The organism is Psychroflexus curvus, assembly GCF_020164585.1.
GTDB classification, from domain to species: Bacteria; Bacteroidota; Bacteroidia; order Flavobacteriales; family Flavobacteriaceae; genus Psychroflexus; species Psychroflexus curvus.
In genome coordinates, this window is record NZ_JAIQZF010000009.1 from 57,521 (window position 1) to 81,812 (window position 24,292).

Here is a 24,292-nt window from a genome sequence, read left to right on the forward strand (position 1 = left end):
TTATTTTTCAAAATTTGTAAATGGAGTATTGATGATTTTTTCGATTTCTGCTTTGGAATTGATGATGTCCAGCATGGACTGTAAAAGTTCGTTTTGTGCTGTGTATAATTGCTGTTGCGCTTGTCTTAGTTCAAAACTAGAGGCCACACCTTCTTTAAACTTCACCTGGTTTTTATATTCTATGCGCTCGGCGAGTTCTAAATTTTTCTTGGCTAAATCATAATTATCGACTGCGAATTCAAAATTGCTCTTAGCCGTATTCAGCTGAAGTTTAATTTGATTGATAGCCTGAGTTTTCTGGGTTTCAGCCTTTTTCATCTCAATCTTCGCCTTTTGTGTCCTTGCACTGCGCTGGAGCGAACTGAAAATAGGAACATTCAGACTTACTCCGATGGTTGAAAATTCATACCATTCTGCTCGGGAGGAAAAGAATTCAAAATCATCACCAAAACTTGTTTGCCCGTAATTGGCAAAAGCTGAAAGACTGGGTAAAGCTTTGCTTTTCTCCAGCTTCATTTCCAGCTCCCTCTGTTTGACCAAATTGTCGGCGATTTTAAATTGAATGGTGTTTTCTACCTGAAGGTCATCAGTCATGTTTTCTGCTTGCAGTGCCTCTTTGTTGGCCAGGCTTTCTAAATCTTCCAATAAAATCACTTTCGTAGAAACAGGTAATCCCAGTACCATATTGAGGCTTTCTGTAGAAATATCTCTCATGCGTTTGGCATTTTTCAACTGACTCTGTAGCTGCTGAAAGGTAATCTGCAATTGCTCTACGTCTTCTTCTTCGGCTAAGCCATTTTCATAAATCTTACGAGTTTCGTATACGTTTTTCTCAGCGGTTTTAAGATTGCTTTCTATGATTCCGATGGAATTTTGCGTGAGTAAAACGTTGCCATAAGCACTTACTACATCTTTTCTCACGTCAAGCTTGGTTCTGGTTTCGTTATTATCAGAATACTTAAGAAAGGTTTTAGCAGCCTGCAAAGCAACAATATAAGATCCATCAAAAATCAACTGATTCAAGGTGACAGAAGCATTCATGTTTTGTTTTGGAGAGAACTGAACTGGCACAAAAGTTCCGGGTTCGCCGCCAACTATCTCCCCAGGAAGTGGTGTTTGCCTTATAATGGGATTGTATTCATAATTAAGCGCACCATCTATTTGTGGCAAACCGTCGGCCGTGGTTTCCCATTTTTGTTTGAGCGCAATAGCGACATCACGTCTGGCATTGATGGTGGCATAACTGCTGTCAATCGCAAAATCTATCGCCTCCTGAAGCGTGAATTCATAACTTTTGGGTGGTTCTGTCTGTTGTGCAGATAGTCCCAAAAAAGTGAATAGGAGTAAGCCTAAACTAATTTTTTTCATTCTAAGAGTTGTTTTTCAAGTTCGATAAGGCGTTGGTGGCCTTTGGTGTCTACGATGCTTCGCAGATGGTATTTTAGAAATTCTTCGTAAAGTTCTTTGGGGGTGAGGTGGCTGTCTTTGAAGAGTTCTTCATCTTTCAAGTTCAACATACCGGCGATGTAAATTCTGCAAGTGAAGACTTTATGAATGTCTTTTCTATAGTAACCTTCGTCAACGCCTCGTTCAATATTTCTGCCAATGCAGTCCTCCATTTTACAAACTTGAGACTCTCGCATTTTGGAATAAATCCTGGGATAGTATTTCTGAAACTGAAACTGTGGTGAGGTTTTTTCGTTTTTTAGACGTTTCATCACCACGCGCTTAATCTCTATCATTTCTTCGATGGGATCGAGACTTTTTAACTGAACCAAATCAATTTCAGCATGAATGCGGTCTCGAATGAAGTAGGCGACCTGCTCCACCAGGTCCGACTTGTTTTTGAAATACTCGTAAATGGTTTTTTTGGACACGCCGAGTTCCTGGGCCAGATGGTCCATAGTGACGCTTTTGAAACCGTATTCCAAAAACAAATCTCCTGCTTTATGTAAAATTTCTTCTTTCATTTCAATGCGCAAAACTACACATGGAAACTTTAAATACAATAATAGTTTCCAAAGTTTTACTTTAATTTAACTTTGGATTATTTAAAAACCGAATCCAAAACCCATTTTTCAATCAACTTAGTCAAATACCCCTTCTACTCAAGTTTATCTTCAACGAAGCTAAAGGGCTTGAGAAAATACCGGATTATGATTTCTGATGAAGAAATCTATTTTAAAAAATAAAGCCAGCTATTTGAAGCTGGCTTTATTAATTAGGATGAAATTAAATCCGAGTTTTATTCACCTGAAATTTGGAAGGTAATCGGTAAAGAATAAAGTACGCCGACTTTTTCACCTTCATGCTCACCTGGCTTTATTTGAGGAAGTTCGCCAACAACACGTTTGGCTTCGACTTCAAGTTCAGGTTTTGCAGCTCTTGCTCTTACATTGACGACTTTACCCATCTTATCAATTTTAAATTGCACATAGACTCGGTTTGTTCCTTTGAGACCTAACTCTTATGCCAAACCAATATCAAAATCTTTATTGACGAATTCGCTAATCTTCTTGCTCATACATGCTTTACGCTCTTCATTGGTTCCTAAGTTTTCACAGCCTGGAAAGACAGGCACGTTCTCGATAACAGAAAAGGGAACGCTACCTGTATTATCGATTTTTTCTCTTTCTGTTATTTCAGTTTTAGGGTTGTTTTGTTCCTGCAAGTACTCTTCATAAGTTTGAGTTTTCAGCTTTCGAAATGCCTCTGTATCTGTCATGGACATTTTGTTTTCATCAGAACTTTCTTCGTCCATCTTTTCAGCCATGAGAATCATAAACACATTTCGTCTGTAAAAGTCTTCTTTGGAGTTGATTTCTCTATAAGTGGTTAGTCTGAATTTAGCTGGCATATCATCAGAAAACATCCCATATTTAGCGACAGCTTCTTTAAGTTCTTCGATATACTGAGTTCGTAACTTTTCAGCTTCAGCTTCTTCTGTGAGTTGCTGGATGTCTTCCTGCGTTTCTTCCTTACAAGCGGTGTAAGTCAGCATCAGGCCTAGTAGCGGCAAAATCAGCAGATATTTTAATAAATGTTGTGGACGTGAGTTTTTCTTTTGTAACATCATAAGTCTTTGTTTTAATTGTGAATGATTAAAAAATGAATGTGAAAATTCGAAATTCCTGGTGCCAAAAGCCTGGTTGAGCAAGCTTTGCGCGTAATCTCGTTTGTTGAGGTCTTTGGCAGCAACGGCATCGGCCTGGAGCTCGTGAACTAGCACTAATTCTTGCTTAAGCCAGTGGTGAGCGGGACTTACCCAGCATAACAGGCGTAGAAATTCAGTAAAAAATAAGTCTACCGCATGATGGGAGCGGGCGTGCTCCAACTCGTGAGCCATGACTTTTGCTCGCTGGGTTTCAGGAATCTTGTCGCCAATAAAAATGGAATTCCAAAAGGTAAACGCGTTTTCAGAAGCTTCCAGTTTGTAGCAGGGCACGTCATCGATATAACGTTCGAAACGGGCTTTCTGTGTCATTTGCTTCAGTTTCCAATAGCCTATACTGAATTTGACAGCGAAAAAACTAATGCCTGTAAGATAGACAAGCTTAAGCATAGCATCCAGACTCCATGTGCTCGTCTGGGGCTCAGTGTTTGCGCCTGAAGCGATTAAATTCACTTCTTCACCCATCATAAAATAAGATTGAAGCTGGGCAACCGCAGGACTGCTGGTTTCTTCAGCCCCAAAACTGAAAGCCAAAAAGCTGAAATCGAGTAGGGGAATGAGGAAGGAAAGCACGGCAGTGACGAGTAGGTAAATTCTATTCTGCGTGTAAAAGGTCTCTGTTTTGAAGAGCAAATACAGCCCCAAAAAGCAGGTTTGGAAAAGAATAACATCTAATAGATACCACCACATTAGTCCCTGGTTTTATCAAGTTCTTTTAAAATGCTTTCCAAATCTTTCGTGCTCATGTTCTTTTCTTTCACAAAAAAGGAAACCATATTTTTAAACGATCCTTCAAAATAGGAATTGACCATTTTCTTCATCGTTGCTTTTTGATAAGTGTCTTTATCGATCAACGCAAAATATTTAAAACCTCTTCCTTCCTTTTCGTGACCCACAAATCCTTTATCTTCCAGAATTCTTACGATAGTGGAAGTGGTGTTGTAAGCGGGCTTAGGCTCAGGCATGTCTTCGATAAGTTCTGCAACGCGGGCTATCCCTTTTTGCCATAAAATCTGCATCACTTCTTCTTCTGCTCTTGTTAATTGTCTCATGATCTTAAATTTTATAAAGGCAAGTTAAACTAAAATAATAGTTTAACTACAATAATAGTTGTTAAAGTTTTATCTTTTTAATCTAACGGACTATCTATATCGTAGATTTTTTACTTCGCTACTCTAGATTCCACGCCTAAGGCTGGCAGGCAGAATGGCTATGCCGAGTGTCATTCCGAGGAAAGAGAAACGACGAGGAATCTTTTTATATCGATTTCTTCAATGCTTTTCGACAGTTGAGATTCATCAGTCGACTTTAGTCTCCTTCTGAATGACAGTGTTGCTTGTCATTCCGACGATAGGAGGAATCTCTGTGTCATGTTATGCTTTAATGCTTTTCGACAATGAGATTCATCAGTCGACTTTAGTCTCCTTCTGAATGACAGTGTTGCTTGTCATTCCGACGATAGGAGGAATCTCTGTGTCATGTTATGCTTTAATGCTTTTCGACAATGAGATTCTTCACTGCGCTAGTTTCCACGCCTAAGGCGGACAGGCAGAATGACAAGCTCGGTAGATAAACATTTACATTTTAAAAAAATCATTAGGTTTGTGTCAAAAAGAGATTGGATAAGTGTTATTATGTATCCAATAAGAAATTTCAGATTAGAAATCGTGTTTTTTGTCTTCTTGAGCGCAGTCAAAAGATTGATAAGAATCTCGACTGCGCTCGATTTGACAATTTTCAAGAAGCAATTATAGTTTAAAATAAAAACAAAGTATGGCTATTATTTATCAGGTTGATGCGTTTACCGATGAGCTGTTCAAAGGCAATCCGGCAGGAGTGATGTTACTGGAAAATGAGTTTCTGGAAGAGAAGCTGATGCTGAATATCGTAAAGGAAATGAATGTGTCGGAGGTGGCTTTTGTGTTACCAAAGGAAAATCACTTCGACATTCGTTTTTTTACACCCAAAGCGGAAGTACCGCTTTGCGGACACGCGACTTTATCGGCGGCTCACATTTTATATGAATTAGATTTAGTTTCAAAATCAGAATCCATTGTGTTTCAGGCTCCCAAAGATCAATTGGAAATCAGTTTTACTCCGGATGGCTATCAGATGAAATTCCCGGAATATATATTGGATCCGATTTCAACCTCCAACTGGTCTGAAGCTCTCGGTATTCAAGTAAATAGGGCTTTTGAAGTGACCAACGACTGGACCATGCTGGTTTTAGAATCTGAAGAAGAACTGGTCAATTTCAAGCCCGATGCCAGGCTGCTTCAAAGTTTAAGTCTGGGACAAAGCATTTTTACAGCAAAATCAACCTCAGAAGAAAGAGATATCGTGTGTAGATGTTTTGTACCTAATCTTAATATTTTGGAAGATCCTGTAACGGGTTCTGCGCATTGTGCGCTTGGGGTGTACTGGGCTGAGGTTTTAGGCAAAACCTCTTTAAAGTCAGAACAAATTTCGGAACGAAAAGGTCAGCTGAGGCTAGAGATGAAAAACGATAGCGTCTACATCTTAGGTCAGGCTAAAACCGTGTTTAAGGCTGAGTTTTATTTGTAAAGATTTAAATTAATAAATTAGTATATTTGGTAAAAGCATTACAATGAGTATAGAAACAAGGAAACTAGAATTTATTCGGGAGTTTTTAAAACTTCAGAATGAACAATCAATTTCAAAATTTGAAAAAATATTACAAATAGAAAAGGATTATTCAGCTCATAATAAAGTTGAATCAATGTCAGCCCTTGAATTAAATGCTCGAATTGATAAATCGATGGAAGATTCTAAAAATGGAAAACTAACCGAAGCAAATGATTTATTAGCAGAAATTGAAAAGTGGGAGTAAAAATAATTTGGACAGATTTTGCAAAGGCTGAACTCAAGCAAAACTTTAAATATTTAAAAGAGAATGCGAGTCTGAGAGTTGCGAAAAATGAAATCAAAAAAAATGTTTTTCAGACCTTAAGATTAAAAGACCAGCCAGAAATTGGACAACTTGAGCCAATGTTGAAAGGTAGAAAAATCCAATTCCGTTATCTATTACATCAATCTTATAAACTAATCTACTGGATAAATATTGATCAAAATCAAATTGAAATAATGGATGTCTTTGATACGCATCAGTTTCCTGAAAAGATTAAAAGGACTAAATAAAGCAAAACCGTGTTTAAGGCTGAGTTTTATTTGTAATATAATAGCCCACGGTTTAAACTCTGGGCTATTTATAAACCGACCGCCAGTATACCTTTTGATAACTGCGTTCGACCACGCGTTGAATCAGGCGTTCCAGGAAATCCTCGTGAGCCATCAGTCGCTGAATTTCATTCTCATGAATATCGATTCTGTAAAGCAAATGAATAAAACTCGAGGTTTTTTGATGCATGAGTTCAGAAAAAATCGGATTTAAGCCTTCCCACAATTCTTCAGGGGTGATGTTGGTATTCAATTCAATTTCGGTAAGACCCACCAAAGCCAGATCTTTATTGAGTTGCAAAATCAACTGTTTCCAGGTCTCAGCGTACTTTTCTGGTGCACTGGTAATAACGGAAAGTTGCTGAGGAATGCTCATTTACATTTTACGGTTCATAAGATTAGTCCCAAACTCTTTAAGGAATTTCTTGCCTGTCTCAGACACCTGCATTTGTTCCAGGTGTTTAAAAGCCTCTTCGGTGTAGGCTTTTATCTTTTCGGTAGTTGCTGCTTTGGCGCCGGAGTCTTCGAATATTTGTTTGGCGGTTTCAATTTTGCTTAAAGGTTCTTCAGGGGAGATGGTATACAAATGCCTGAGTTGGTCTGCACTGCTGGAATCTGCAAGCTCGAGTGCTTTTAGATATAGGTAAGTTTTCTTATTTTCTATAATATCACCGCCTATTTGTTTTCCAAAAACAGCCTGATCTCCAAAGCTGTCCAGATAATCATCCTGTATCTGAAAGGCAATACCGAGCAACCTTCCGAACTCATATATTTTATCCTGTACCTCTTCAGAAGCATTGCTTACAATGGCTCCCATTTTTAAGGCTGCTCCTACGAGCACAGCGGTTTTATATTCGATCATTTTTAGATACTCCTCGATAGTGACATCATCGCGCTCTTCAAAATCGACATCATACTGCTGACCTTCGCAAACCTCCATAGCCGTTTTGGTAAAGAGTTTGGCCAAGGGTTTGAAATGTTCAGCAGGATAATTTTCAAACAGCTGATAAGCATTGATCAGCATAGCATCTCCAGATAAAATACCGGTGTTGATGTCCCACTTTTCGTGGACGGTTTGCTTACCTCTTCGCAAAGGCGCATCGTCCATAATATCATCATGAACCAAAGAAAAATTATGGAAAATCTCAATCGCCAAAGCTGCATTCATCGCCTTTTCACGCCCCCCGCCAAAAATATCTGCACTCATTAAGACCAAAACAGGTCTTAGGCGTTTACCGCCAAGCTGTAAGATGTATTCTATAGGTTCATATAGGTTTCTCGGCTCTTTTTGAGGGAGTTGAGCTTCCATAAAAGAAAGGAAAGACGTTTTGTAAGCTTCTAAATCCAACATCAATTTTTTCGGTAAAAATAAATTATTAAAGCGATCTACACCCTTTTTTTGAAAATTGTTAAGTCTTGATTTTCAATTTTGTTTATGTTTTAATGGAGTCTAACATGAAATGATAAATTTATTTCAAAAAAGCCTTGTTTTGGATAGAAATCGTAATTTTGTCTTACACTTTACTAGATGTAATTTTAATATGGACAAATATTCTTTTTTAAACGCGATACATCCATCGCAATTAGCAGATCTTTATAATCAATATTTACAAAACCCTGATGCTGTAGAACCAAGTATGAGAGCCTTCTTTCAAGGGTTTGATTTCGGTTTAGAATCTGGTGATCATGAAGGAGAGTCCACTGATGGGTCAACTACAGTCACTTTAAAAGATGCTGAAACCAAAGAGGCAGAAGATGTTAAGGTGCCGGAAAATGTTCAGAAAGAGTTTCAGGTGGTCAATCTTATCGACGGTTACAGACATCGAGGTCACTTATTTACCAAGACAAACCCTGTAAGGGAACGTCGTAAATATTCACCAAAGCTTGACATAGAAAACTTCGGATTATCCAAATCCGATCTCGAGTTAGAGTTTGAAGCCGGTGAGATTATTGGTATTGGAAAGGCAACACTTCAGCAAATTATAGATTTTCTTGAAAATGTGTTTTGCGATTCCATCGGTGTTGAATATGCCTATATTCGAAAGCCTGAAGAGGTGAAGTGGATCCAAGACACTATTTATAAAAATCAGAATAAAACAGATTTTTCAGAACATCAGAAAAAAAACATTTTAAGACGACTCAATGAAGCGGTGACTTTTGAAAGCTTTTTACATAAAAGCTATGTGGGTCAAAAACGATTTTCTCTGGAAGGGAATGAGTCCCTGATTCCTGCTTTGGATGCACTTATAGAAGGTGCTGCCGATATGGGAGTAAAAGAATTTGTGATGGGCATGGCTCACCGTGGTCGATTAAACACCTTAGTCAATATTTTCGGAAAAAGTGCTAAAGACATTTTTAATGAATTTGAAGGTAAGGACTACGAAGTAGACGGATTTGATGGTGACGTGAAATACCATTTGGGTTGGACGTCTTGTCGTCAAACCGATTCAGGAAAAGAAATCAATTTAAACCTGGCGCCAAATCCATCTCATTTAGAAACTGTTGGAGCTGTAGTGCAGGGTATTTCCAGAGCAAAACAAGATGATCATTATGTTGGTGAAGAACAAAGTGTTCTTCCTATCGTCGTTCATGGAGATGCTGCCATTGCCGGACAGGGTATTGCTTATGAAATCGTGCAAATGGCACAACTCGACGGGTACAAAACCGGGGGAACCATTCATATTGTTGTGAATAATCAAATTGGATTTACAACCAATTATACAGATGGTCGTTCTTCTACTTATTGTACGGATGTTGCTAAGGTGACTTTATCTCCAGTGCTTCACGTGAATGCAGATGATGCTGAAGCTGTAGTTCATGCGATGAATTTTGCACTTCAGTATAGAATGGAATTTGGCAGAGACGTGTTCATTGACTTGCTGGGGTATAGGAAATATGGTCATAATGAAGGTGATGAACCAAGATTTACGCAGCCTCAGCTTTATAAAGCTATTTCTGAGCATAATAATCCCAGAGACATTTATGCCAATAAATTGATTGAAGAAGAAGTAATTGATGATGAATACCTGGATGAATTAGAAGAAAAAATAAAGACTAAACTCAACGAAGAATACGAGGTTTCTAAAAAAGAAGAAAATGCCAGGGTCACTAAAATCCTTCAAGAAGAGTGGGAGGGATATAACTACGCAGATAAACATAAAATGCTTGAGCCGGTAGACACTACTTTCGACCTGGACAAATTATCAAAGCTGGCAGAGTCTATCACTACATTGCCGGAAGATAAAAGTTTTATGAGAAAAATAGCAAAACTCACTAAAACTCGTCACAAGATGTATTTTGAAAAAAATGAATTGGACTGGGCAATGGGTGAGCTTTTGGCATATGCCACTCTGCTTGATGAAGGTCACGATGTACGGATTTCTGGTCAGGATGTAGAGCGAGGAACTTTTTCTCACAGGCATGCTGTTATTAAAACAGAAAATAATGAAGAAGAATACATGCCTCATAATAATCTAAATGAGGATCAGGGTAAATTTTATATTTATAATTCTCTTCTTTCAGAATATGCTGTTGTTGGTTTTGACTACGGTTACGCTATGGCGAGTCCTTCCACGCTAACGATTTGGGAAGCTCAATTTGGAGACTTTAGCAATGGAGCGCAAATCATGATAGATCAGTACATTTCTTCAGCAGAAGATAAATGGAAAACACAGAATGGTCTTGTTTTATTACTTCCTCATGGCTATGAAGGTCAGGGTTCTGAACATTCTTCAGGACGAATGGAAAGATATCTTCAGCTTTGTGCAAAAGACAATATGTTTGTAGCTAACTGTACAAGTCCGGCTAATTATTTTCACTTGCTGAGAAGACAGCTGAAAACCGATTTTAGAAAACCTCTTATTGTTTTTACTCCAAAAAGCCTGTTGAGACATGCTGAGGTGATTTCGCCAAAAGAAGATTTAGCTGAAGGAAGTTTTCAAACGGTAATCGATGATTCGAAAGCTAAAGTAAAAGACATTAAAACCCTGGTGTTTTGCTCTGGTAAATTCTATTTTGATCTTAAGAAAAGACGAGAAGAGGAAGAAAGGAACGATGTGGCTTTGGTAAGACTGGAACAATTATTTCCAGTCCCAAAAGACGAATTAAATAAAATAATCAAGAAATATAAAAATGCTGAGGATGTAGTTTGGGCCCAGGAAGAACCAAGAAACATGGGAGCTTATACGCATTTATTGCTGCAATATGATAAAGCTAAAGACTTTAGAGTGTGTAGTAGACGTTTTTACGGTTCTCCGGCAGCAGGTAGTCAGGCAAGATTTAAGAAGAGACATGAAGGGGTTATCGACTACGTATTCGATCCTTCAAAAGACAATAACATTAAAGATTATAAAAATAAAAACTAAGACACGAAACACATAATATTATGGCTTTAGAAATGAAAGTCCCTTCACCGGGAGAGTCAATTAGCGAAGTTGAAATCGCAGAATGGTTAGTAAAAGATGGCGACTACGTAGAAAAAGATCAGGCAGTCGCTGAAGTGGATAGCGATAAAGCCACTTTGGAGTTACCAGCTGAGGCTTCAGGAATTATTACACTCAAAGCAGAAGAAGGCGACGTGGTCCAGGTTGGAGAAGTCGTTTGCTTAATCGATACTGATGCCAAAAAGCCATCTGGCGGTGAGGATAAAGACGATAAATCCAAATCTGAAGATAAAGACGATAAGGATAAATCTAAAAAGTCCTCAGAGGATAAGAAATCTGAAGAAAAAGAAGAAAAGAAAGAAGACAAGAAAGAAGATAAAAAGTCTACTCAAGAGGATAAAAAAGATACTTACGCTTCAGGCAGCCCGTCTCCGGCAGCTAAGAAAACCCTGGATGAAAAAGGGATCGATCCTAAAGATGTGAAAGGTACTGGAAGAGATGGCAGAATCACCAAAGACGATGCTGTCAACGCTGAAGCAAAACCGTCTATGGGTTCACCTGGTCCGGGCAAACGCAGCGAGTCTAAAAGCAAAATGTCTATGCTGCGCAGAAAAGTAGCAGAGCGTTTGGTGAGTGCCAAAAATGAAACAGCCATGTTGACGACCTTCAATGAAGTCAATATGCAGCCTATTTTTGACCTGAGATCTCAGTACAAGGAGAAGTTCAAAGAGACCCACGGGGTAAGTCTAGGCTTTATGTCTTTCTTCACATTAGCTGTGGTTCGCGCTTTAGATAAGTTTCCATCGGTCAACTCTATGGTGGACGGTAAAGAAATGATCACTTACGATTATAAAGACATCAGCATCGCGGTATCCGGACCTAAAGGTCTCATGGTTCCTGTGATGCGTAATGCAGAGAATCTTGGTTTCAGGGGGGTTGAGCAGGAAGTAAAACGCCTGGCCACGCGTGCAAGAGACGGTAAAATCACTGTGGATGAAATGACAGGAGGAACTTTTACGATTTCCAATGGCGGGGTGTTCGGGTCTATGTTGTCTACACCCATCATCAACCCACCACAAAGTGGTATTTTGGGAATGCACAATATCGTGGAACGACCAGTGGCTATAGACGGGAAAGTAGAAATACGTCCGATCATGTATGTGGCGCTGTCTTATGACCATAGAATTATCGATGGTCGTGAGTCGGTTGGATTTCTGGTGGCGATCAAAGAAGCTCTGGAAGATCCAAAAGAACTCCTGATGGATGGTGATGTGGAAAAAGCTTTGGAGCTTTAGTCAGCTGGCTTTTTATATAATTATAACCCTGAAGTTTTTTCAAAGCTTCAGGGTTTTTTTATGCTGATTTTGCTTTAGTTTACTTTTATGTCTTTAGATACATTTCTTGATGGTTTCTACTAAGCTTAAACATCCAGTCTGGTGAGGGATTTTGACTGAAGGTGAGGAGGTAGGTTAAAAAATGCATAATGAATTTTAATAATAACCAACTATTAGTTGCAGAACCTTACCAACAAGTCGAATAAAACGGACAATTGTAAGAATATAGTAAATAGTATTAACTTTGAGAAAATGATGGACATGGATAAATTTAAAAATAGAATAACGATAGATCCTGAAATATGTCACGGGAAGCCTTGTATTAGAGGTATGAGATGGCCTGTTGAAGTTATAATTGACATGTTGGGCTCTGGTATGAGTATTGAACAAATACTGGAGGATCATAACGAACTTGAAAAAGAAGATATTTTAGCAAGTTTAAATTTTGCTAAATTATACTTATCTGGTCATACCATTATAGATGTTGCCTAATGAGGTTTCTGTGCGATGTCCATATATCTTATAAATTGGCTAGACACTTGGGTTCTTTAGGTTTTGAATCTATGCATGTTAATGAGATCTTAGATAAATCAGAGACTAAAGATTCTGACTTATGTAAATATGCAGACCAAAATGATAATGTGATTATTTCCAAAGACTCTGATTTTAGGGATTCATTTTTTGTAAATCAAACACCTAAAAAACTTATTAAAATTAATTTAGGAAACATATCAAATCAAGAATTAATAGGGATTTTTAATGATAATATTAAATCAATTCAAAAATTATATGTAAAACAGAATTTTCTACTTGAGATTGATAGAGATCATATTAACTTGATTGAATTATAGCAAAAATGGCTCACGGAAGTTTATCTCATTTCAAAGCGACCTTAGCTAGAAAAGCAGAACACAATCATAAACGAATGGCGAGACCAGCCAGACAATCAAAGTTTAAAGCCACGGGAATCACTATAACCTGATTGACAAGACCTCACAGTCCCCAAAGCTTTGGGGACTGTGAGGTCTAACAATTTACGAATTTGTTTATCTGTTTGTATCCCAAGGTAATTATTTTGTGCCTAGATATGGTTTACACCGTTAATTTGAGACTACTTCAAATACAAATAATCGGTCTTAAAATCAATAACAGCTTTTTCTTTTTTAAGGATGTCGGCACCAATGATGCCATGAACCAGTTCAGCATCGTGATCGCTTAAGGCTTAATTGATAAGGGGTTAAACATACCAGTTTAGAAATTGAAAATTACTTGACGAATGTTATCTAATTAGCTAACTTTGCTTTAATTATGTTTAGGTATTGGTTTGAGCAAATTCAAAAGAAATATCCAAATTTATAAAAATCACTTTTAGGATTTTTACAATAAGCAAAATGCAAAAGTGCAGGATAAAATTGACTGGACAGTGACTCTAGTGCAGACGACCAGAATTGTTCCGGAAAAGTATTTTAAGCGTTTGACTAACACCGATGGACTTTGGGAAATCCGAGTATCAGCAAACAAAGGGATTTTTAGAATTTTTTTTTTGACAAAGGAAACTTAGTAGTTGTGTTAAGTGGATTTCAAAAGAAAACGCAAAAGACTCCGAAATCAGAAATAGAAAGGGCAGAACGACTTAAAAAAGAATATTATGAAAACAAAAAATAACACGACAAACTGGGACGACCATCTTGAGGCTAAGTACGGGAAAATAGGAACAGACACCAGAGAAAAATTTCAAGAGGAATTAGAAGCATTTAGAATTGGCGTTTTAATACAGGAAGCCAGAAAGAGTAAAAACCTTACTCAGCAACAGCTGGCTGAAAAAGTAGGAACAACCAAAAGTTATATTTCTAGAATTGAAAACAATGCTAGTGATATTCGGCTTTCAACTTTGATGCGAATTATTCGTGAAGGTTTAGGTGGAAGTCTCAAATTATCATTGAACGTATAAAGTCAGCAGATATAATTTTTAAATTCAAAAATGTATTTCAAAGTAACTACTTCTATGTCATTGATTATTTCAATAACCAATCCTACTTCAAATACAAATAATCCGTCTTATAATCAATAACAGCCTTACCTTTTTTAAGAATATCGGCGCCGATGATGCCATGAACCAGTTCAGCATCGTGATCGCTCAAAGCTTTATTGACGTGAGACAAATCAAATAAAATCAGATCCACCTTCTTTTTGGTCCATTTCCCAATGCTTACTTTATTGTTGGTGGAGGCTCGGGTGAGCATATTGGTGGCGCCGGCACCAGCGGCTTTGATGCTGCTGTCTTCAGAAAACAGATTAAAATGATCGGCGTAGGTGAAATCGATGCAGGAACTGGAGGCGCCGGTATCTATAATAAAACTGCCTTCCACATCATTAATGACGACTTTACACTCGTAATGATTGGTCTCCGTGCTATTCATTTTTAGGGCTTTGTATTTTTTTTCTTTTAGAAATGATTTTAAAGATGACATTTATGGGATTTTGGGCAAATATAAAGTTTCGTTTTAAATAAATTTGCTCCATGATACTAACAGATACCCACACCCACTTATATTCTGAAGCTTTTAACGAAGATAGAACGGAAGTGGTCCAAAGAGCCATAGATAATAACATTAAGCGTTTCTTTATTCCCGCCATAGATTCAGAAACCACACAGGCTATGTACGATTTGGAAAAACAATTTCCAGAGCATATGTTTCTTATGATGGGTTTACATCCTACTTCAGTTTCCGAAACCGTAGGACAAGAACTGAAACACATTGAAGAAGAATTAGCAAAGCGGAAATTCTATGCTGTTGGTGAAATCGGCATCGATTTATACTGGGATAAAAGCTTCTTTGAAGCGCAACGCAAAGCCTTTAAGCATCAGATTCAATTAGCAAAACACTATAAGTTACCCATTGTAATTCACTGCAGAGAGGCCTTCGATGAGGTTTTTGAGGTCTTGGAAGAAGAAAAAGGGGAAGATTTGTACGGCATTTTTCATTGTTTTACAGGAACCAAAGCTCAGGCCGAACAGGCTATCGGTTACAATATGAAGCTGGGAATTGGAGGCGTTGTCACCTTTAAAAATGGAAAGATAGATCAGTTTCTTTCTGAAATCGATTTGAAACATATTGTTTTGGAAACGGATTCCCCTTACCTTGCTCCAAAGCCTTATCGCGGTAAACGGAATGAAAGTTCTTATGTTTTGAAAGTAGCAGAGAAACTATCAGAACTTTACGGGTTGAGTCTTGAGCAAATTGCTAAGCAGACGACCCAAAATTCTAAAGACGTCTTCGGAATTTAATACAGATATACTTATGTCCAGAATCTTACTAGTGTATACGGGTGGAACCATAGGGATGATTAAAAATCCTGAAACAGGAACGCTTGCCGCTTTCAATTTTGATGAATTGCTATCTAATATTCCTGAATTAAAGCTTCTCGAACACGACATAAGTACGGTTAGTTTTGAAGAACCAATCGATTCTTCAGATATGGACACTACAGATTATGTCAGGTTAGCCAATCTGATAGAAGAGCATTTTGAGGACTATGACGGATTTGTGGTGCTTCATGGGAGTGATACCATGTCTTACTCAGCATCGGCGATATCATTTATGTTTGAGAACCTGAAAAAGCCAATTATTTTCACTGGGTCACAACTCCCAATTGGAGATTTGCGAACAGATGCTAAAGAAAATTTAATCACCAGCATACAATTGGCGGGTTTAAAGGAACACGGCAAAACAGTAATTAAAGAAGTCGGTCTTTACTTTGAGTATAAACTATACAGGGCTAACAGGACTACCAAAGTCAACGCAGAGCATTTTGAAGCTTTTGCCTCTTCCAATTTTCCTCCTATTGCAGAATCGGGTGTCAACCTGAAGATAAATTACGAGAAGCTCATGAAACCCAACATGAGAAAGAAAATGATTGTCCATAAATTTTTAAATGACAATATCCTGGTTCTCAAATTATTTCCTGGAATAAATTACAATACCCTTGAGCATATTTTTAACACCCCACATATTGAAGGGATCGTTTTAGAAACGTTTGGCAGTGGAAATGCTAAAACCGATGCGTGGTTTCTGGAGCTTTTGAAAACTATCGTAGACAGGGGAGTTCATGTTGTGAATGTGACGCAATGTGTTGGAGGTTCAGTGTTTATGGGGAAATATGCCACAAGTGAACGATTAAAAAAAATAGGGGTAATAAGCGGAGGAGACATCACTACGGAGGCAGCTGTGGGAAAAATGATGTATCTTTTGACAAAAAATTTAGGACCCAAAGTATTTAAAACTATATTTGAAACCTCTTTGCGAGGTGAAATGAATTAAAAATTAACGTGCTTTTCTTCTTATAAAAGTATTTTTTTTTATTTATTTGCTAAGTATTAGTTATCGTTCATTAATATAAAGAGAGGTGACCGAGCGGTCGAAGGTGTACGCCTGGAAAGCGTATGTTCCGATTGTATCGGAACCGAGGGTTCGAATCCCTTCCTCTCTGCTTTACTAAAACAAACTAAAAACCATTAAACACTAATTATTAATTCTAAGACAGACAACAATGAAAAGATTATTTTCAATTTTAACCATTTTAGCCATCATGGCAGTTGGTAACACAACTTTAAATGCAGCCAATTCTTCTGAAATTTTTACTGAAGTAGCTGTGAATTTTGTACAAGACGATGCCGCAGCAGCTGATGCTGAAGAAAGCCAAGGCTTTCATCAAGAATTAAAGAAGCGTTTCATTGAAGGTGGTCCAGGATTTATGGGGATTGTACTTCTTTGTTTAATACTTGGTTTAGCTATTGCTTTTGAAAGAATTATTTACTTAAACCTAGCAACAACCAACTCCAAAAAACTTGCTCAAAATGTTGAGGATGCCATGAAGAGTGGAGGTGTAGAAGCTGCTAAGGAAGTATGTAGAAACACGAGTGGACCAGTAGCGTCTATCTACTACCAGGGTCTTGATAGAATGCACGAAGGTGTAGAAGCATCAGAAAAAGCTGTAGTGGCTTATGGAGGTGTTCAGATGGGACAACTTGAGAAAAACGTATCTTGGGTATCTTTGTTTATCGCAGTTGCTCCTATGCTTGGTTTCATGGGTACTGTTATAGGTATGATTCAGGCTTTTGATAAAATTGAAGCAGCAGGAGATATGCAGCCATCATTGGTAGCCGGAGGTATTAAAGTGGCTTTATTAACAACTGTATTCGGTTTGATTGTAGCTATTATCCTTCAAGTATTTTATAATTATATCATTGCAAAAATTGATAGTATTGTAAATGATATGGAAGATGCTTCGATTACTCTTATCGACATCTTAGTTGCACACAAAAACAAATAATCAGTATGAACAAAATAATTAATATTATAAAAATTGTTTTCGGTGTTGTAGGAGCCATTCTCTTTGCGAGAATCCTCAATACTGGAGATGATGCGATAGAAGCTAATGCGGCTTTGCAGACAAGTGTTTTAGCACCATTCATGTGGGTTGCCTACATTATATTGGGAATAACAGTTCTCGTAGTTTTATTTTTCTCGATTAAAGCTTTGTTTACTGGAAATGTGAAAAAGACTTTAATCTCCTTAGGTGCATTTATTTTAATACTCGTTATTTCTTACGGTGTTTCAAGTGGAACTGAGACTGCTTTAAGAGATGGGGATGTATTATCTGCAGCCGGATCAAGATTGGTAAGTACTGGATTAACGGCGTTTTATATCCTGGCTGCCTTAGCAGTCCTAGCGATGTTGTTATCCAGTGTGAGAAAAATTTTAACTAGATAATTATGGCAAAAAGACCAGCACCGGAGGTAAACGCTGGATCCATGGCGGATATAGCTTTCCTTTTGCTTATCTTCTTCTTGGTAACAACTACCATAGAAACAGATAGCGGAATTACAAGGAAATTACCTCCTATAGATGATGAACAACAAGATCCACCACCGTTGAAAGAGAAAAATATTTTTATTGTTCTTGTTAATGCGAAGGGTGACTTGCTTGTAGAAGATGAGCCAATGGCATTTGAAGATTTAAGAGATGCAGCTATCACATTTTTAGATAATGGTGGTGGTACAGGTGATGAGGCATGTAATTACTGCCAGGGTCCCGGTGACTCCGATTCTTCAGATAATCCCGTTAAAGCTGTGATTTCTCTGCAGAATGACAGACGAACAGAATACGGAACATATATCGCAGTTCAAAACGAACTTGTAGCTGCTTATAATGAATTGAGAAACAGAGAGGCTAACAGGCTTTACGGAGTTGATTTTACTGATATGGAAGCTGCTTTTAATGATCCTGAATTTCAAGGCGATGTAGATAAGCTTAAGGAAAGAATCAAGAAAATTCAGGAATTGTTTCCTCAAAAACTTTCTGAAGCAGAACCTAAACGATAAAAACTGAACATTTATGTCAAAATTTAAAAAGAAAACAGATAGTGGTACACCAGCAATTTCCACTGCATCTTTACCAGATATTGTTTTTATGCTTTTGTTCTTTTTTATGGTTGTAACCGTGATGAGAGATTCTTCTCTTAAAGTTCAAAATATTTTACCTTTTGCGGACCAGGTTGAAAAATTGGATAAAAAAAATCTAATTATGTATATCTATGCAGGGAAACCTTCACCTAGATATCAAGAAACGTATGGAACCGAAGCTAGAATACAATTGAATGATAAGTATGCTGGAATTGGCGATATTCAACAATTTATAAAGGAAGAACGACAGTCTAAACGTGAAGAACTTAGAGATAAGTTGACCACAGCCCTTAAGGTTGATAAAGAAACCAATATGGGACTTGTGTCAGATATCAAACAAGAGTTGCGTCAAGCTGAAGCTCTAAAAATTAACTATACGACTAAAGAAGGCGATGCAATGCTCAACCTTCAATAGTATTACTTAAATTTATATTGAAAAGGCATTCCTTGTTAGGAATGCCTTTTTTATTTGAATCAACCTAGTTAACTTTCCATTTTTAAAAGCTCTGATGAAAATAGTCTACTTTTTTTTCTTATTATTTTTTTGCAGCTCTGTGATAGCTCAGGATAACCTGTCCTGGTTAAAAGAAAATGACTCTGATTCTTTGTACAGAGAAGATCAATTTTATGTAGGTTTTAGTTTTAATTTCCTTTCGGACCTTCCTTCAAAAGTGGAACAATCAGGTTTCTCCGGAGGCCTTGTTTTTGGATTTATCCGTGACATGCCTATCAATGAAAGAAGAAATTTGTCGATTGGTCTCGGTCTAGGTCTTAATTTAAATACGTTTGGTCAAACGCTCCTTATAAAAGAGGGAGAAGGGGGTGAAGATCAATTTGTGCCCATCGATTCTGACAGGGCATACGATTCCAATCGTTTCACAACTAACCTGATTGAAGTTCCATTGGAATTTAGGTGGCGTTCATCTGATATCAACAAGTTGTCTTTCTGGAGAATCTATTTAGGCTTCAGGTTTGGTTATGTCTTAAGTTCTAAATCTATTTTTCGTGGGCCTGAAGAAAACTTTAGTCATAAATCCATCAACTCTATTAATGACTTCAGAACAAATGCAAAACTTACATTTGGTTATGGGGCGGTTAATTTTTTCGTCGATATGAGCTTGAATTCTGTTTTTGATGCCTCACTTGATTCCACCAACGTGCCTGTTGGTATAAGACCTATAAAGGCTGGTCTCGTTTTCTTTTTTCTTTAGAATTATATCCAATAATTTAAAAAATATAGCTGCGGAAGGCACCCCGCCAGAATTCCCAGAATGATTTCTGGCAAAGTGTGAGCTCTCTCAAACAACCGGGATGAACTCACTAAGCCTAAAAAAACAACAAGCACGCTTGTCGATAGTATCATCGGTTCCTGGAAGGATAGGCTTAGACCAATCACAAAGCTCACTAAACCACTTATGCCTAATCCATGTAAGCTTATTTTAACCCGGAACATGCTAAAAAGCAAGGCTATGATTCCTGAAAACAGAATGCCAGAAAAGAAATAAAATAAAGTTCTGTAATTATAAACATCCAGTATTTTGTTGAGAAGAATAAGTATCAATAAGATAAAAAGCATCAAAAAAAATCGCCTTTCTTTAACATCTGAAAGCTTGTAATCCTTAATGAGTTTTAAATTCTTTGCGATAAATAAAAAAACAATGGGTAAGAATATGGTGAGAATACAAACGGCCATCAATTTGGCAGTGATAATTTCCTGATCCAAATAACTGGGGATAGCATAAAAATAAAATATGCACCCCAGTACTGGCATCCAAAGCGGATGGCCTAAAATAGATAGAAGTTTTGAAAATCGTTCTAAAAGCTTCATATCTCTTTGCGTAATCTAGCTACCGGGACGTCCAATTGTTCTCTGTATTTCGCAATGGTTCTTCTTGCTATAGGATATCCTTTTTCTTTCAATATGGAAGCTAACTTCGCATCTGTATGAGGTTTCTTTTTGTCTTCTGCTTCTATAGTCATCTCCAAGATCTTCTTGATCTCCCTTGTGGACACATCTTCGCCTTCTTCGTTTTTCATGGATTCAGAAAAGAAACTTTTAATCAGGAAAGTACCGTAAGGCGTTTCCACGTACTTACTATTTGCCACACGGGAAATGGTACTTATATCCATGTCAATTTTTTCAGCTATATCCTTTAGAATCATTGGTTTAAGAGTCCTTTCATCACCAGTCATAAAATACTCTTTTTGATGCATCATAATAGAATACATAGTAGAATATAAGGTTTCCTGTCTTTGCTTTATAGCGTCAATAAACCATTTAGCAGAATCCAACTTCTGTTTGATAAAGAATACGGCTTCTTTTTGTTCTTTGGTTTTGGTTGTGGCCTCCTTATAGCCTTTGAGCATATTGGAATAATCTCTCGAAATATGCATTTCAGGGGCGTTTCTGCCGTTTAAGGTAAGCTCTAATTCTCCGTTTTTAATATGAATGGCAAAGTCTGGGATAACGTGTTCTACAGACTTGCTGTTACCAGAGTAGGAGGCTCCCGGCTTCGGATTGAGGTGCTCAATTTCTTCGACCGCTTTTTTTAATTTCTCTTCAGAAATGCTGAATTTCTGCAGTAATTTATCGTAATGTTTTTTGCTGAATTTGTCGAAAGCTTCATCTATAATTCTGTAGGCTAAATCTACACTTTCAGTTTTATCTTTCCGTTGTAGCTGAATCAGTAAACATTCTCTCAAATCTCTGGCACCTACACCAGCAGGATCTAAAGATTGAACTATTTTTAATGCTTTTTCAACCGATTCTTTATCGGTATAGATGTTTTGTGTGAAGGCAAGGTCATCCACAATATCCAAAAGAGAGCGTCTTATGTAACCACTATCATCCACACTTCCTACAAGGAAAAAGGCGATTTCTTCCTGATCATCTTTAAAAGTGAAGGTTTGTAATTGAGTTTTTAGATACTGAGAAAAAGAAGTTCCGGAAGCATAAGGAACTTGCTTGTCTTCATCATCTGCACTGTAGTTATTAGCTTTGAGTTTATAACTAGGGACTTCATCATCGCTTAAATAATCATCGACATCAAATTCAGTTTCGATAATATCGTGGTCATCATCAGATTCATTTTTGAATTCATCCTCAAACTCATCTTTCTCTTTCCCTGTATCCAATGCAGGATTTTCTTCGTATTCCTGTTTCACCCTTTGTTCAAAAGCCAAGGTAGGAAGCTGTATCAACTTCATCAACTGGATTTGTTGAGGTGATAACTTCTGGGATAATTTAAAACTGAGCTTTTGTTTAAGCATGCTTATTAATTGAATATTTTATGTAGGATTTTATTTCAGTTAACTTTAAGTAATACGATTCAAATCTAAAATATTACTTCAACTCATCTATAAATTTAACGAATTTATGTGGGAACTCAGTTTTAATAGTTAAGCTTTTTTGAGTTTTTGGATGCTGAAATTGAAGTGAACTAGCATGAAGTAATAATTTTTCTTTTTTGAATTTAGATCCATAAATCTTATCACCAACGATGGGATGTCCTATTGAAGAGAGGTGTATTCTAAGCTGGTGAGTTCGACCAGTATTCGGAAATAAGTGGACTAAACTAAAGTCTTTATCTTTTTTCTGGAAGGTTTTTTCAACTTGAAACCGAGTCAGGCTAGTTTTTTCCTCTACATCTGATTTTATTTCACCCCTGTTAGATTTCAGGAGTCCTTCAACAATAGCAACATAGCTTTTTTGAATGTCATGCTGCTCAAATAAAACAGAAAGCAACGTTTTAGCCCTTTGAGTTTTTGAAATAAGCAAAACACCTGAAGTAGGATTATCCAATCTGTGAACAGGTTGTGGGTAGGGGAGTTGATCCTTTTCTGTAGTGGCTTTCAGATTAAATGGCAGCGCATTTTCTATGGTCTTGAAATAGTTTCCGTTGGTAGGATAACCGCTTGGCTTGTGGATAACAGCCAGACTTTCATCTTCATAAAGCACTTCAAGCCTGAGTTTGAAAATCTTTTTCTCCTGCTGAAGTTCCTCAGCATAAAGTTTTAAAACCTGACCTTCTTCAATCCAGTCGGAGGTCCGAGCCAATTCCCCATCTCTGGTGATAAGCCCTTTTTTCAAACTTTTTTTTAACGCACTTTTTGTCGGTACAGATTCGAAAATAGTTACCCCATACTCCTGGAGTCTTAGTTTTTCTTCTACTTTACCTACTTTATGGGTTTCGATGCAGGTGTTTGATTTAGAATTCTGCATTTTGAGGAGTTCTAGGATAAGGAATCACGTCTCTTATGTTGGACATTCCCGTAGCAAAAAGCACTAAACGCTCAAACCCAAGACCAAAACCAGAGTGTTTACAAGTACCAAGTTTTCTGGTTTCCAGGTACCACCACAGTTCTTTTTCGTCAACGCCGAGTTCTTTCATTTTTGAAAGTAAGACATCGTAACGTTCCTCCCTTTGAGAACCACCTACGATTTCTCCAATGCCAGGAAACAGAACATCCATGGCTCTCACGGTTTTACCATCGTCATTCAAGCGCATGTAGAAAGCTTTAATATCTGCCGGATAGTCATATAAAACGACCGGACAGCCAAAGTGTTTTTCAACTAAATAACGCTCATGCTCACTTTGTAAGTCGGCACCCCATTCTTTGATGATGTAATCGAATTTCTTTTTCTTGTTGGGCTTTGAGTTTCTAAGAATTTCAATAGCTTCAGTATAAGAAACTCTTTTGAAGTTGTTTTTAAGAACAAAATCAATTTTTTCTCTCAGTGGCATTGGAGACCTGTCTTTTTCAGGTTTAGACTTTTCATCCTGTATAAGTCTGTTTTCCAAAAACTCCAAATCTGCCTGGCAATGTTCTGAGATGTACTTCAGTACATATTGTATAAAATCTTCAGCTAAGTCGATGTTTCCTTCCAAATCACAAAAAGCAACCTCTGGCTCTATCATCCAGAATTCGGCAAGGTGTCGTGAAGTATTGGAGTTCTCAGCTCTGAACGTTGGTCCAAACGTATAGACTTTTCCCAGACCCAGCGCATAAGTTTCGGCTTCCAGTTGCCCGCTTACCGTTAAGTTGGTTTCTTTTCCAAAGAAATCTTTAGAATAGTCCACCTTTCCCTCTTCAGTTGTAGGTATGTTTTTGAGATCGAGGTTGGAGACCTTGAACATTTCGCCAGCACCTTCAGCATCGCTCCCGGTTATAATAGGCGTATTGATATAATAAAATCCATTGTCATTGAAATATTGATGAACGGCAAAGGCAAGTTTGGATCTCACTCTCATCACCGCACCGAAGGTATTGGTTCTCACTCTCAAATGAGCCTGCTCACGCAGCTTTTCCATGGAGTGTTTTTTGGGTTGCAGGATAGTTTTCTTCACATCTTCCGGATCTGCAGCACCTAAAATTTCTATAGAAGTAACCTCAAGTTCTACCCGCTGACCCTTACCTTCACTTTCTTTTAAAGTTCCTTCCACAGAGATAGCTGCACCTGTTGAAATGCTTTTCAGAATAGCCTCATCGGTATTTTCGAAATCTACAACACATTGCAAATTGTCTAAGCAAGATCCGTCATTCAGAGCTATAAACCGATTGCTTCTGAAGGCTCTTACCCATCCGTTGACTTTATAATCCTGTAATATGTGATCGGTTTCTAGAAGTTCAACTATTTTTTTTGTCAGCATTTTCAATATGTTTAGAAAGTAGCAAAGGTAATTTTTTCCTCAAGGCTTTACAATAGGTTTATGAAAATACAATCTCAATTTCTTTAGTA

General features: G+C 37.6%; 27 protein-coding genes, 1 tRNA gene and 2 pseudogenes. 17 read left to right on the top strand and 13 right to left on the bottom strand.

What is annotated here, in order from left to right:
• From LB450_RS12810 to LB450_RS12830, 5 genes are all read right to left on the bottom strand, one after another.
• A complete protein-coding gene (locus tag LB450_RS12810) occupies positions 1-1,368 on the bottom strand; it encodes a TolC family protein (protein ID WP_224489546.1) in 1,368 nt (455 codons plus the stop codon).
• Positions 1,365-1,970 carry a TetR/AcrR family transcriptional regulator gene (locus LB450_RS12815; protein WP_224489548.1) on the bottom strand — a complete coding sequence of 202 codons (606 nt, stop codon included), beginning with the start codon at positions 1,968-1,970 and terminating at the stop codon, positions 1,365-1,367. The genes LB450_RS12810 and LB450_RS12815 overlap by 4 nt, the downstream gene beginning before the upstream one ends.
• Before the next feature lie 275 nt (positions 1,971-2,245).
• Positions 2,246-2,434 (bottom strand): energy transducer TonB, encoded by a 189-nt coding sequence (locus LB450_RS12820; protein ID WP_224489550.1) that lies wholly within the window; start codon positions 2,432-2,434, stop codon positions 2,246-2,248.
• A 33-nt stretch (positions 2,435-2,467) separates the two neighbouring features.
• Positions 2,468-3,862, bottom strand: coding sequence for a M56 family metallopeptidase (locus tag LB450_RS12825; RefSeq protein WP_224489551.1), 1,395 nt, complete (start codon positions 3,860-3,862; stop codon positions 2,468-2,470).
• Positions 3,862-4,224 carry a BlaI/MecI/CopY family transcriptional regulator gene (locus LB450_RS12830; protein ID WP_224489558.1) on the bottom strand — a complete coding sequence of 121 codons (363 nt, stop codon included), beginning with the start codon at positions 4,222-4,224 and terminating at the stop codon, positions 3,862-3,864. The genes LB450_RS12825 and LB450_RS12830 overlap by 1 nt, the downstream gene beginning before the upstream one ends.
• Positions 4,225-4,945: 721 nt before the next feature.
• Between LB450_RS12830 and LB450_RS12835 the strand changes: the two genes are divergently transcribed.
• From LB450_RS12835 to LB450_RS12845, 3 genes are read left to right on the top strand one after another with little or no spacing between them, the layout of a single operon-like run.
• Positions 4,946-5,737: a PhzF family phenazine biosynthesis protein gene (locus tag LB450_RS12835; protein WP_224489565.1), complete on the top strand. Its 792-nt coding sequence runs from the start codon at positions 4,946-4,948 to the stop codon at positions 5,735-5,737.
• A 43-nt stretch (positions 5,738-5,780) separates the two neighbouring features.
• On the top strand, positions 5,781-6,023 hold the full coding sequence (locus LB450_RS12840; protein WP_224489566.1) for a hypothetical protein: 243 nt from the start codon (positions 5,781-5,783) through the stop codon (positions 6,021-6,023).
• Positions 6,014-6,331, top strand: a complete 318-nt coding sequence (locus LB450_RS12845) for a type II toxin-antitoxin system RelE/ParE family toxin (protein WP_224489568.1) — start codon at positions 6,014-6,016, stop codon at positions 6,329-6,331. Before LB450_RS12840 ends, LB450_RS12845 begins: the two co-directional genes overlap by 10 nt.
• Before the next feature lie 64 nt (positions 6,332-6,395).
• On the opposite strand, the gene LB450_RS12850 is transcribed toward LB450_RS12845, so the two are convergent.
• Both LB450_RS12850 and LB450_RS12855 read right to left on the bottom strand, forming a co-directional pair.
• Positions 6,396-6,746: a hypothetical protein gene (locus LB450_RS12850; protein WP_224489570.1), complete on the bottom strand. Its 351-nt coding sequence runs from the start codon at positions 6,744-6,746 to the stop codon at positions 6,396-6,398.
• Positions 6,747-7,721, bottom strand: coding sequence for a polyprenyl synthetase family protein (locus tag LB450_RS12855; RefSeq protein ID WP_224489572.1), 975 nt, complete (start codon positions 7,719-7,721; stop codon positions 6,747-6,749). It lies immediately after the preceding gene.
• A 190-nt stretch (positions 7,722-7,911) separates the two neighbouring features.
• Between LB450_RS12855 and LB450_RS12860 the strand changes: the two genes are divergently transcribed.
• The 4 genes from LB450_RS12860 to LB450_RS12875 all read left to right on the top strand — a co-directional run bounded on the left by LB450_RS12860 (position 7,912) and on the right by LB450_RS12875 (position 12,937).
• Complete coding sequence (locus tag LB450_RS12860) at positions 7,912-10,734, top strand: 2-oxoglutarate dehydrogenase E1 component (protein WP_224489574.1); 2,823 nt, start codon at positions 7,912-7,914, stop codon at positions 10,732-10,734.
• Between the two features lie 20 nt (positions 10,735-10,754).
• A complete protein-coding gene (odhB, locus tag LB450_RS12865) occupies positions 10,755-12,047 on the top strand; it encodes a 2-oxoglutarate dehydrogenase complex dihydrolipoyllysine-residue succinyltransferase (RefSeq protein ID WP_224489576.1) in 1,293 nt (430 codons plus the stop codon).
• Positions 12,048-12,347: 300 nt separating this feature from the next.
• Positions 12,348-12,578: a DUF433 domain-containing protein gene (locus LB450_RS12870; protein WP_224489578.1), complete on the top strand. Its 231-nt coding sequence runs from the start codon at positions 12,348-12,350 to the stop codon at positions 12,576-12,578.
• The gene (locus LB450_RS12875; protein ID WP_224489580.1) at positions 12,578-12,937 is read left to right on the top strand and encodes a DUF5615 family PIN-like protein; all 360 of its coding nucleotides are present in this window, start codon (positions 12,578-12,580) and stop codon (positions 12,935-12,937) included. Before LB450_RS12870 ends, LB450_RS12875 begins: the two co-directional genes overlap by 1 nt.
• Before the next feature lie 260 nt (positions 12,938-13,197).
• Here the strand turns inward: LB450_RS12875 and LB450_RS13865 are convergent.
• Positions 13,198-13,308, bottom strand: a pseudogene (locus LB450_RS13865) (acid protease); the annotation flags it as partial.
• Positions 13,309-13,476: 168 nt separating this feature from the next.
• Here LB450_RS13865 and LB450_RS13870 point away from each other — a divergent pair.
• Both LB450_RS13870 and LB450_RS12890 read left to right on the top strand, forming a co-directional pair.
• A pseudogene (locus tag LB450_RS13870) lies at positions 13,477-13,751 on the top strand (type II toxin-antitoxin system RelE/ParE family toxin); the annotation flags it as partial.
• Positions 13,735-14,037 (top strand): helix-turn-helix domain-containing protein, encoded by a 303-nt coding sequence (locus tag LB450_RS12890; protein ID WP_224489582.1) that lies wholly within the window; start codon positions 13,735-13,737, stop codon positions 14,035-14,037. The pseudogene LB450_RS13870 and the gene LB450_RS12890, both read left to right, overlap by 17 nt.
• Before the next feature lie 82 nt (positions 14,038-14,119).
• On the opposite strand, the gene LB450_RS12895 is transcribed toward LB450_RS12890, so the two are convergent.
• Positions 14,120-14,557 carry a retropepsin-like aspartic protease gene (locus LB450_RS12895; RefSeq protein ID WP_224489587.1) on the bottom strand — a complete coding sequence of 146 codons (438 nt, stop codon included), beginning with the start codon at positions 14,555-14,557 and terminating at the stop codon, positions 14,120-14,122.
• Positions 14,558-14,607: 50 nt separating this feature from the next.
• On the opposite strand from LB450_RS12895, the gene LB450_RS12900 reads away from it, so the two are divergent.
• The 8 genes from LB450_RS12900 to LB450_RS12935 all read left to right on the top strand — a co-directional run bounded on the left by LB450_RS12900 (position 14,608) and on the right by LB450_RS12935 (position 19,763).
• A complete protein-coding gene (locus tag LB450_RS12900) occupies positions 14,608-15,375 on the top strand; it encodes a TatD family hydrolase (RefSeq protein WP_224489589.1) in 768 nt (255 codons plus the stop codon).
• A gap of 13 nt (positions 15,376-15,388) precedes the next feature.
• On the top strand, positions 15,389-16,408 hold the full coding sequence (locus tag LB450_RS12905; protein WP_224489595.1) for an asparaginase: 1,020 nt from the start codon (positions 15,389-15,391) through the stop codon (positions 16,406-16,408).
• A gap of 79 nt (positions 16,409-16,487) precedes the next feature.
• Positions 16,488-16,577 (top strand) — tRNA-Ser (locus LB450_RS12910).
• 60 nt (positions 16,578-16,637) lie between these two features.
• A complete protein-coding gene (locus LB450_RS12915; protein ID WP_224489609.1) occupies positions 16,638-17,420 on the top strand; it encodes a MotA/TolQ/ExbB proton channel family protein in 783 nt (260 codons plus the stop codon).
• Between the two features lie 5 nt (positions 17,421-17,425).
• The gene (locus LB450_RS12920; RefSeq protein ID WP_224489611.1) at positions 17,426-17,860 is read left to right on the top strand and encodes a hypothetical protein; all 435 of its coding nucleotides are present in this window, start codon (positions 17,426-17,428) and stop codon (positions 17,858-17,860) included.
• A 2-nt stretch (positions 17,861-17,862) separates the two neighbouring features.
• Positions 17,863-18,471, top strand: a complete 609-nt coding sequence (locus tag LB450_RS12925) for an ExbD/TolR family protein (RefSeq protein WP_224489613.1) — start codon at positions 17,863-17,865, stop codon at positions 18,469-18,471.
• Positions 18,472-18,484: 13 nt separating this feature from the next.
• Entirely contained in the window at positions 18,485-18,967 is a 483-nt protein-coding gene (locus LB450_RS12930) for an ExbD/TolR family protein (protein WP_224489615.1), read from the top strand.
• A gap of 94 nt (positions 18,968-19,061) precedes the next feature.
• Positions 19,062-19,763 (top strand): porin family protein, encoded by a 702-nt coding sequence (locus LB450_RS12935; protein WP_224489617.1) that lies wholly within the window; start codon positions 19,062-19,064, stop codon positions 19,761-19,763.
• Between the two features lie 2 nt (positions 19,764-19,765).
• Here LB450_RS12935 and LB450_RS12940 read toward each other — a convergent pair whose 3' ends face one another.
• From LB450_RS12940 to asnS, 4 genes are all read right to left on the bottom strand, one after another.
• On the bottom strand, positions 19,766-20,380 hold the full coding sequence (locus LB450_RS12940) for a hypothetical protein (RefSeq protein WP_224489619.1): 615 nt from the start codon (positions 20,378-20,380) through the stop codon (positions 19,766-19,768).
• Positions 20,377-21,822, bottom strand: a complete 1,446-nt coding sequence (rpoN, locus tag LB450_RS12945; RefSeq protein WP_224489627.1) for an RNA polymerase factor sigma-54 — start codon at positions 21,820-21,822, stop codon at positions 20,377-20,379. Before rpoN ends, LB450_RS12940 begins: the two co-directional genes overlap by 4 nt.
• 73 nt (positions 21,823-21,895) lie before the next feature.
• Positions 21,896-22,774, bottom strand: a complete 879-nt coding sequence (locus LB450_RS12950; protein ID WP_224489629.1) for an RluA family pseudouridine synthase — start codon at positions 22,772-22,774, stop codon at positions 21,896-21,898.
• Positions 22,761-24,203: an asparagine--tRNA ligase gene (gene asnS, locus LB450_RS12955; protein WP_224489631.1), complete on the bottom strand. Its 1,443-nt coding sequence runs from the start codon at positions 24,201-24,203 to the stop codon at positions 22,761-22,763. Before asnS ends, LB450_RS12950 begins: the two co-directional genes overlap by 14 nt.
• Positions 24,204-24,292 lie beyond the last annotated feature (89 nt).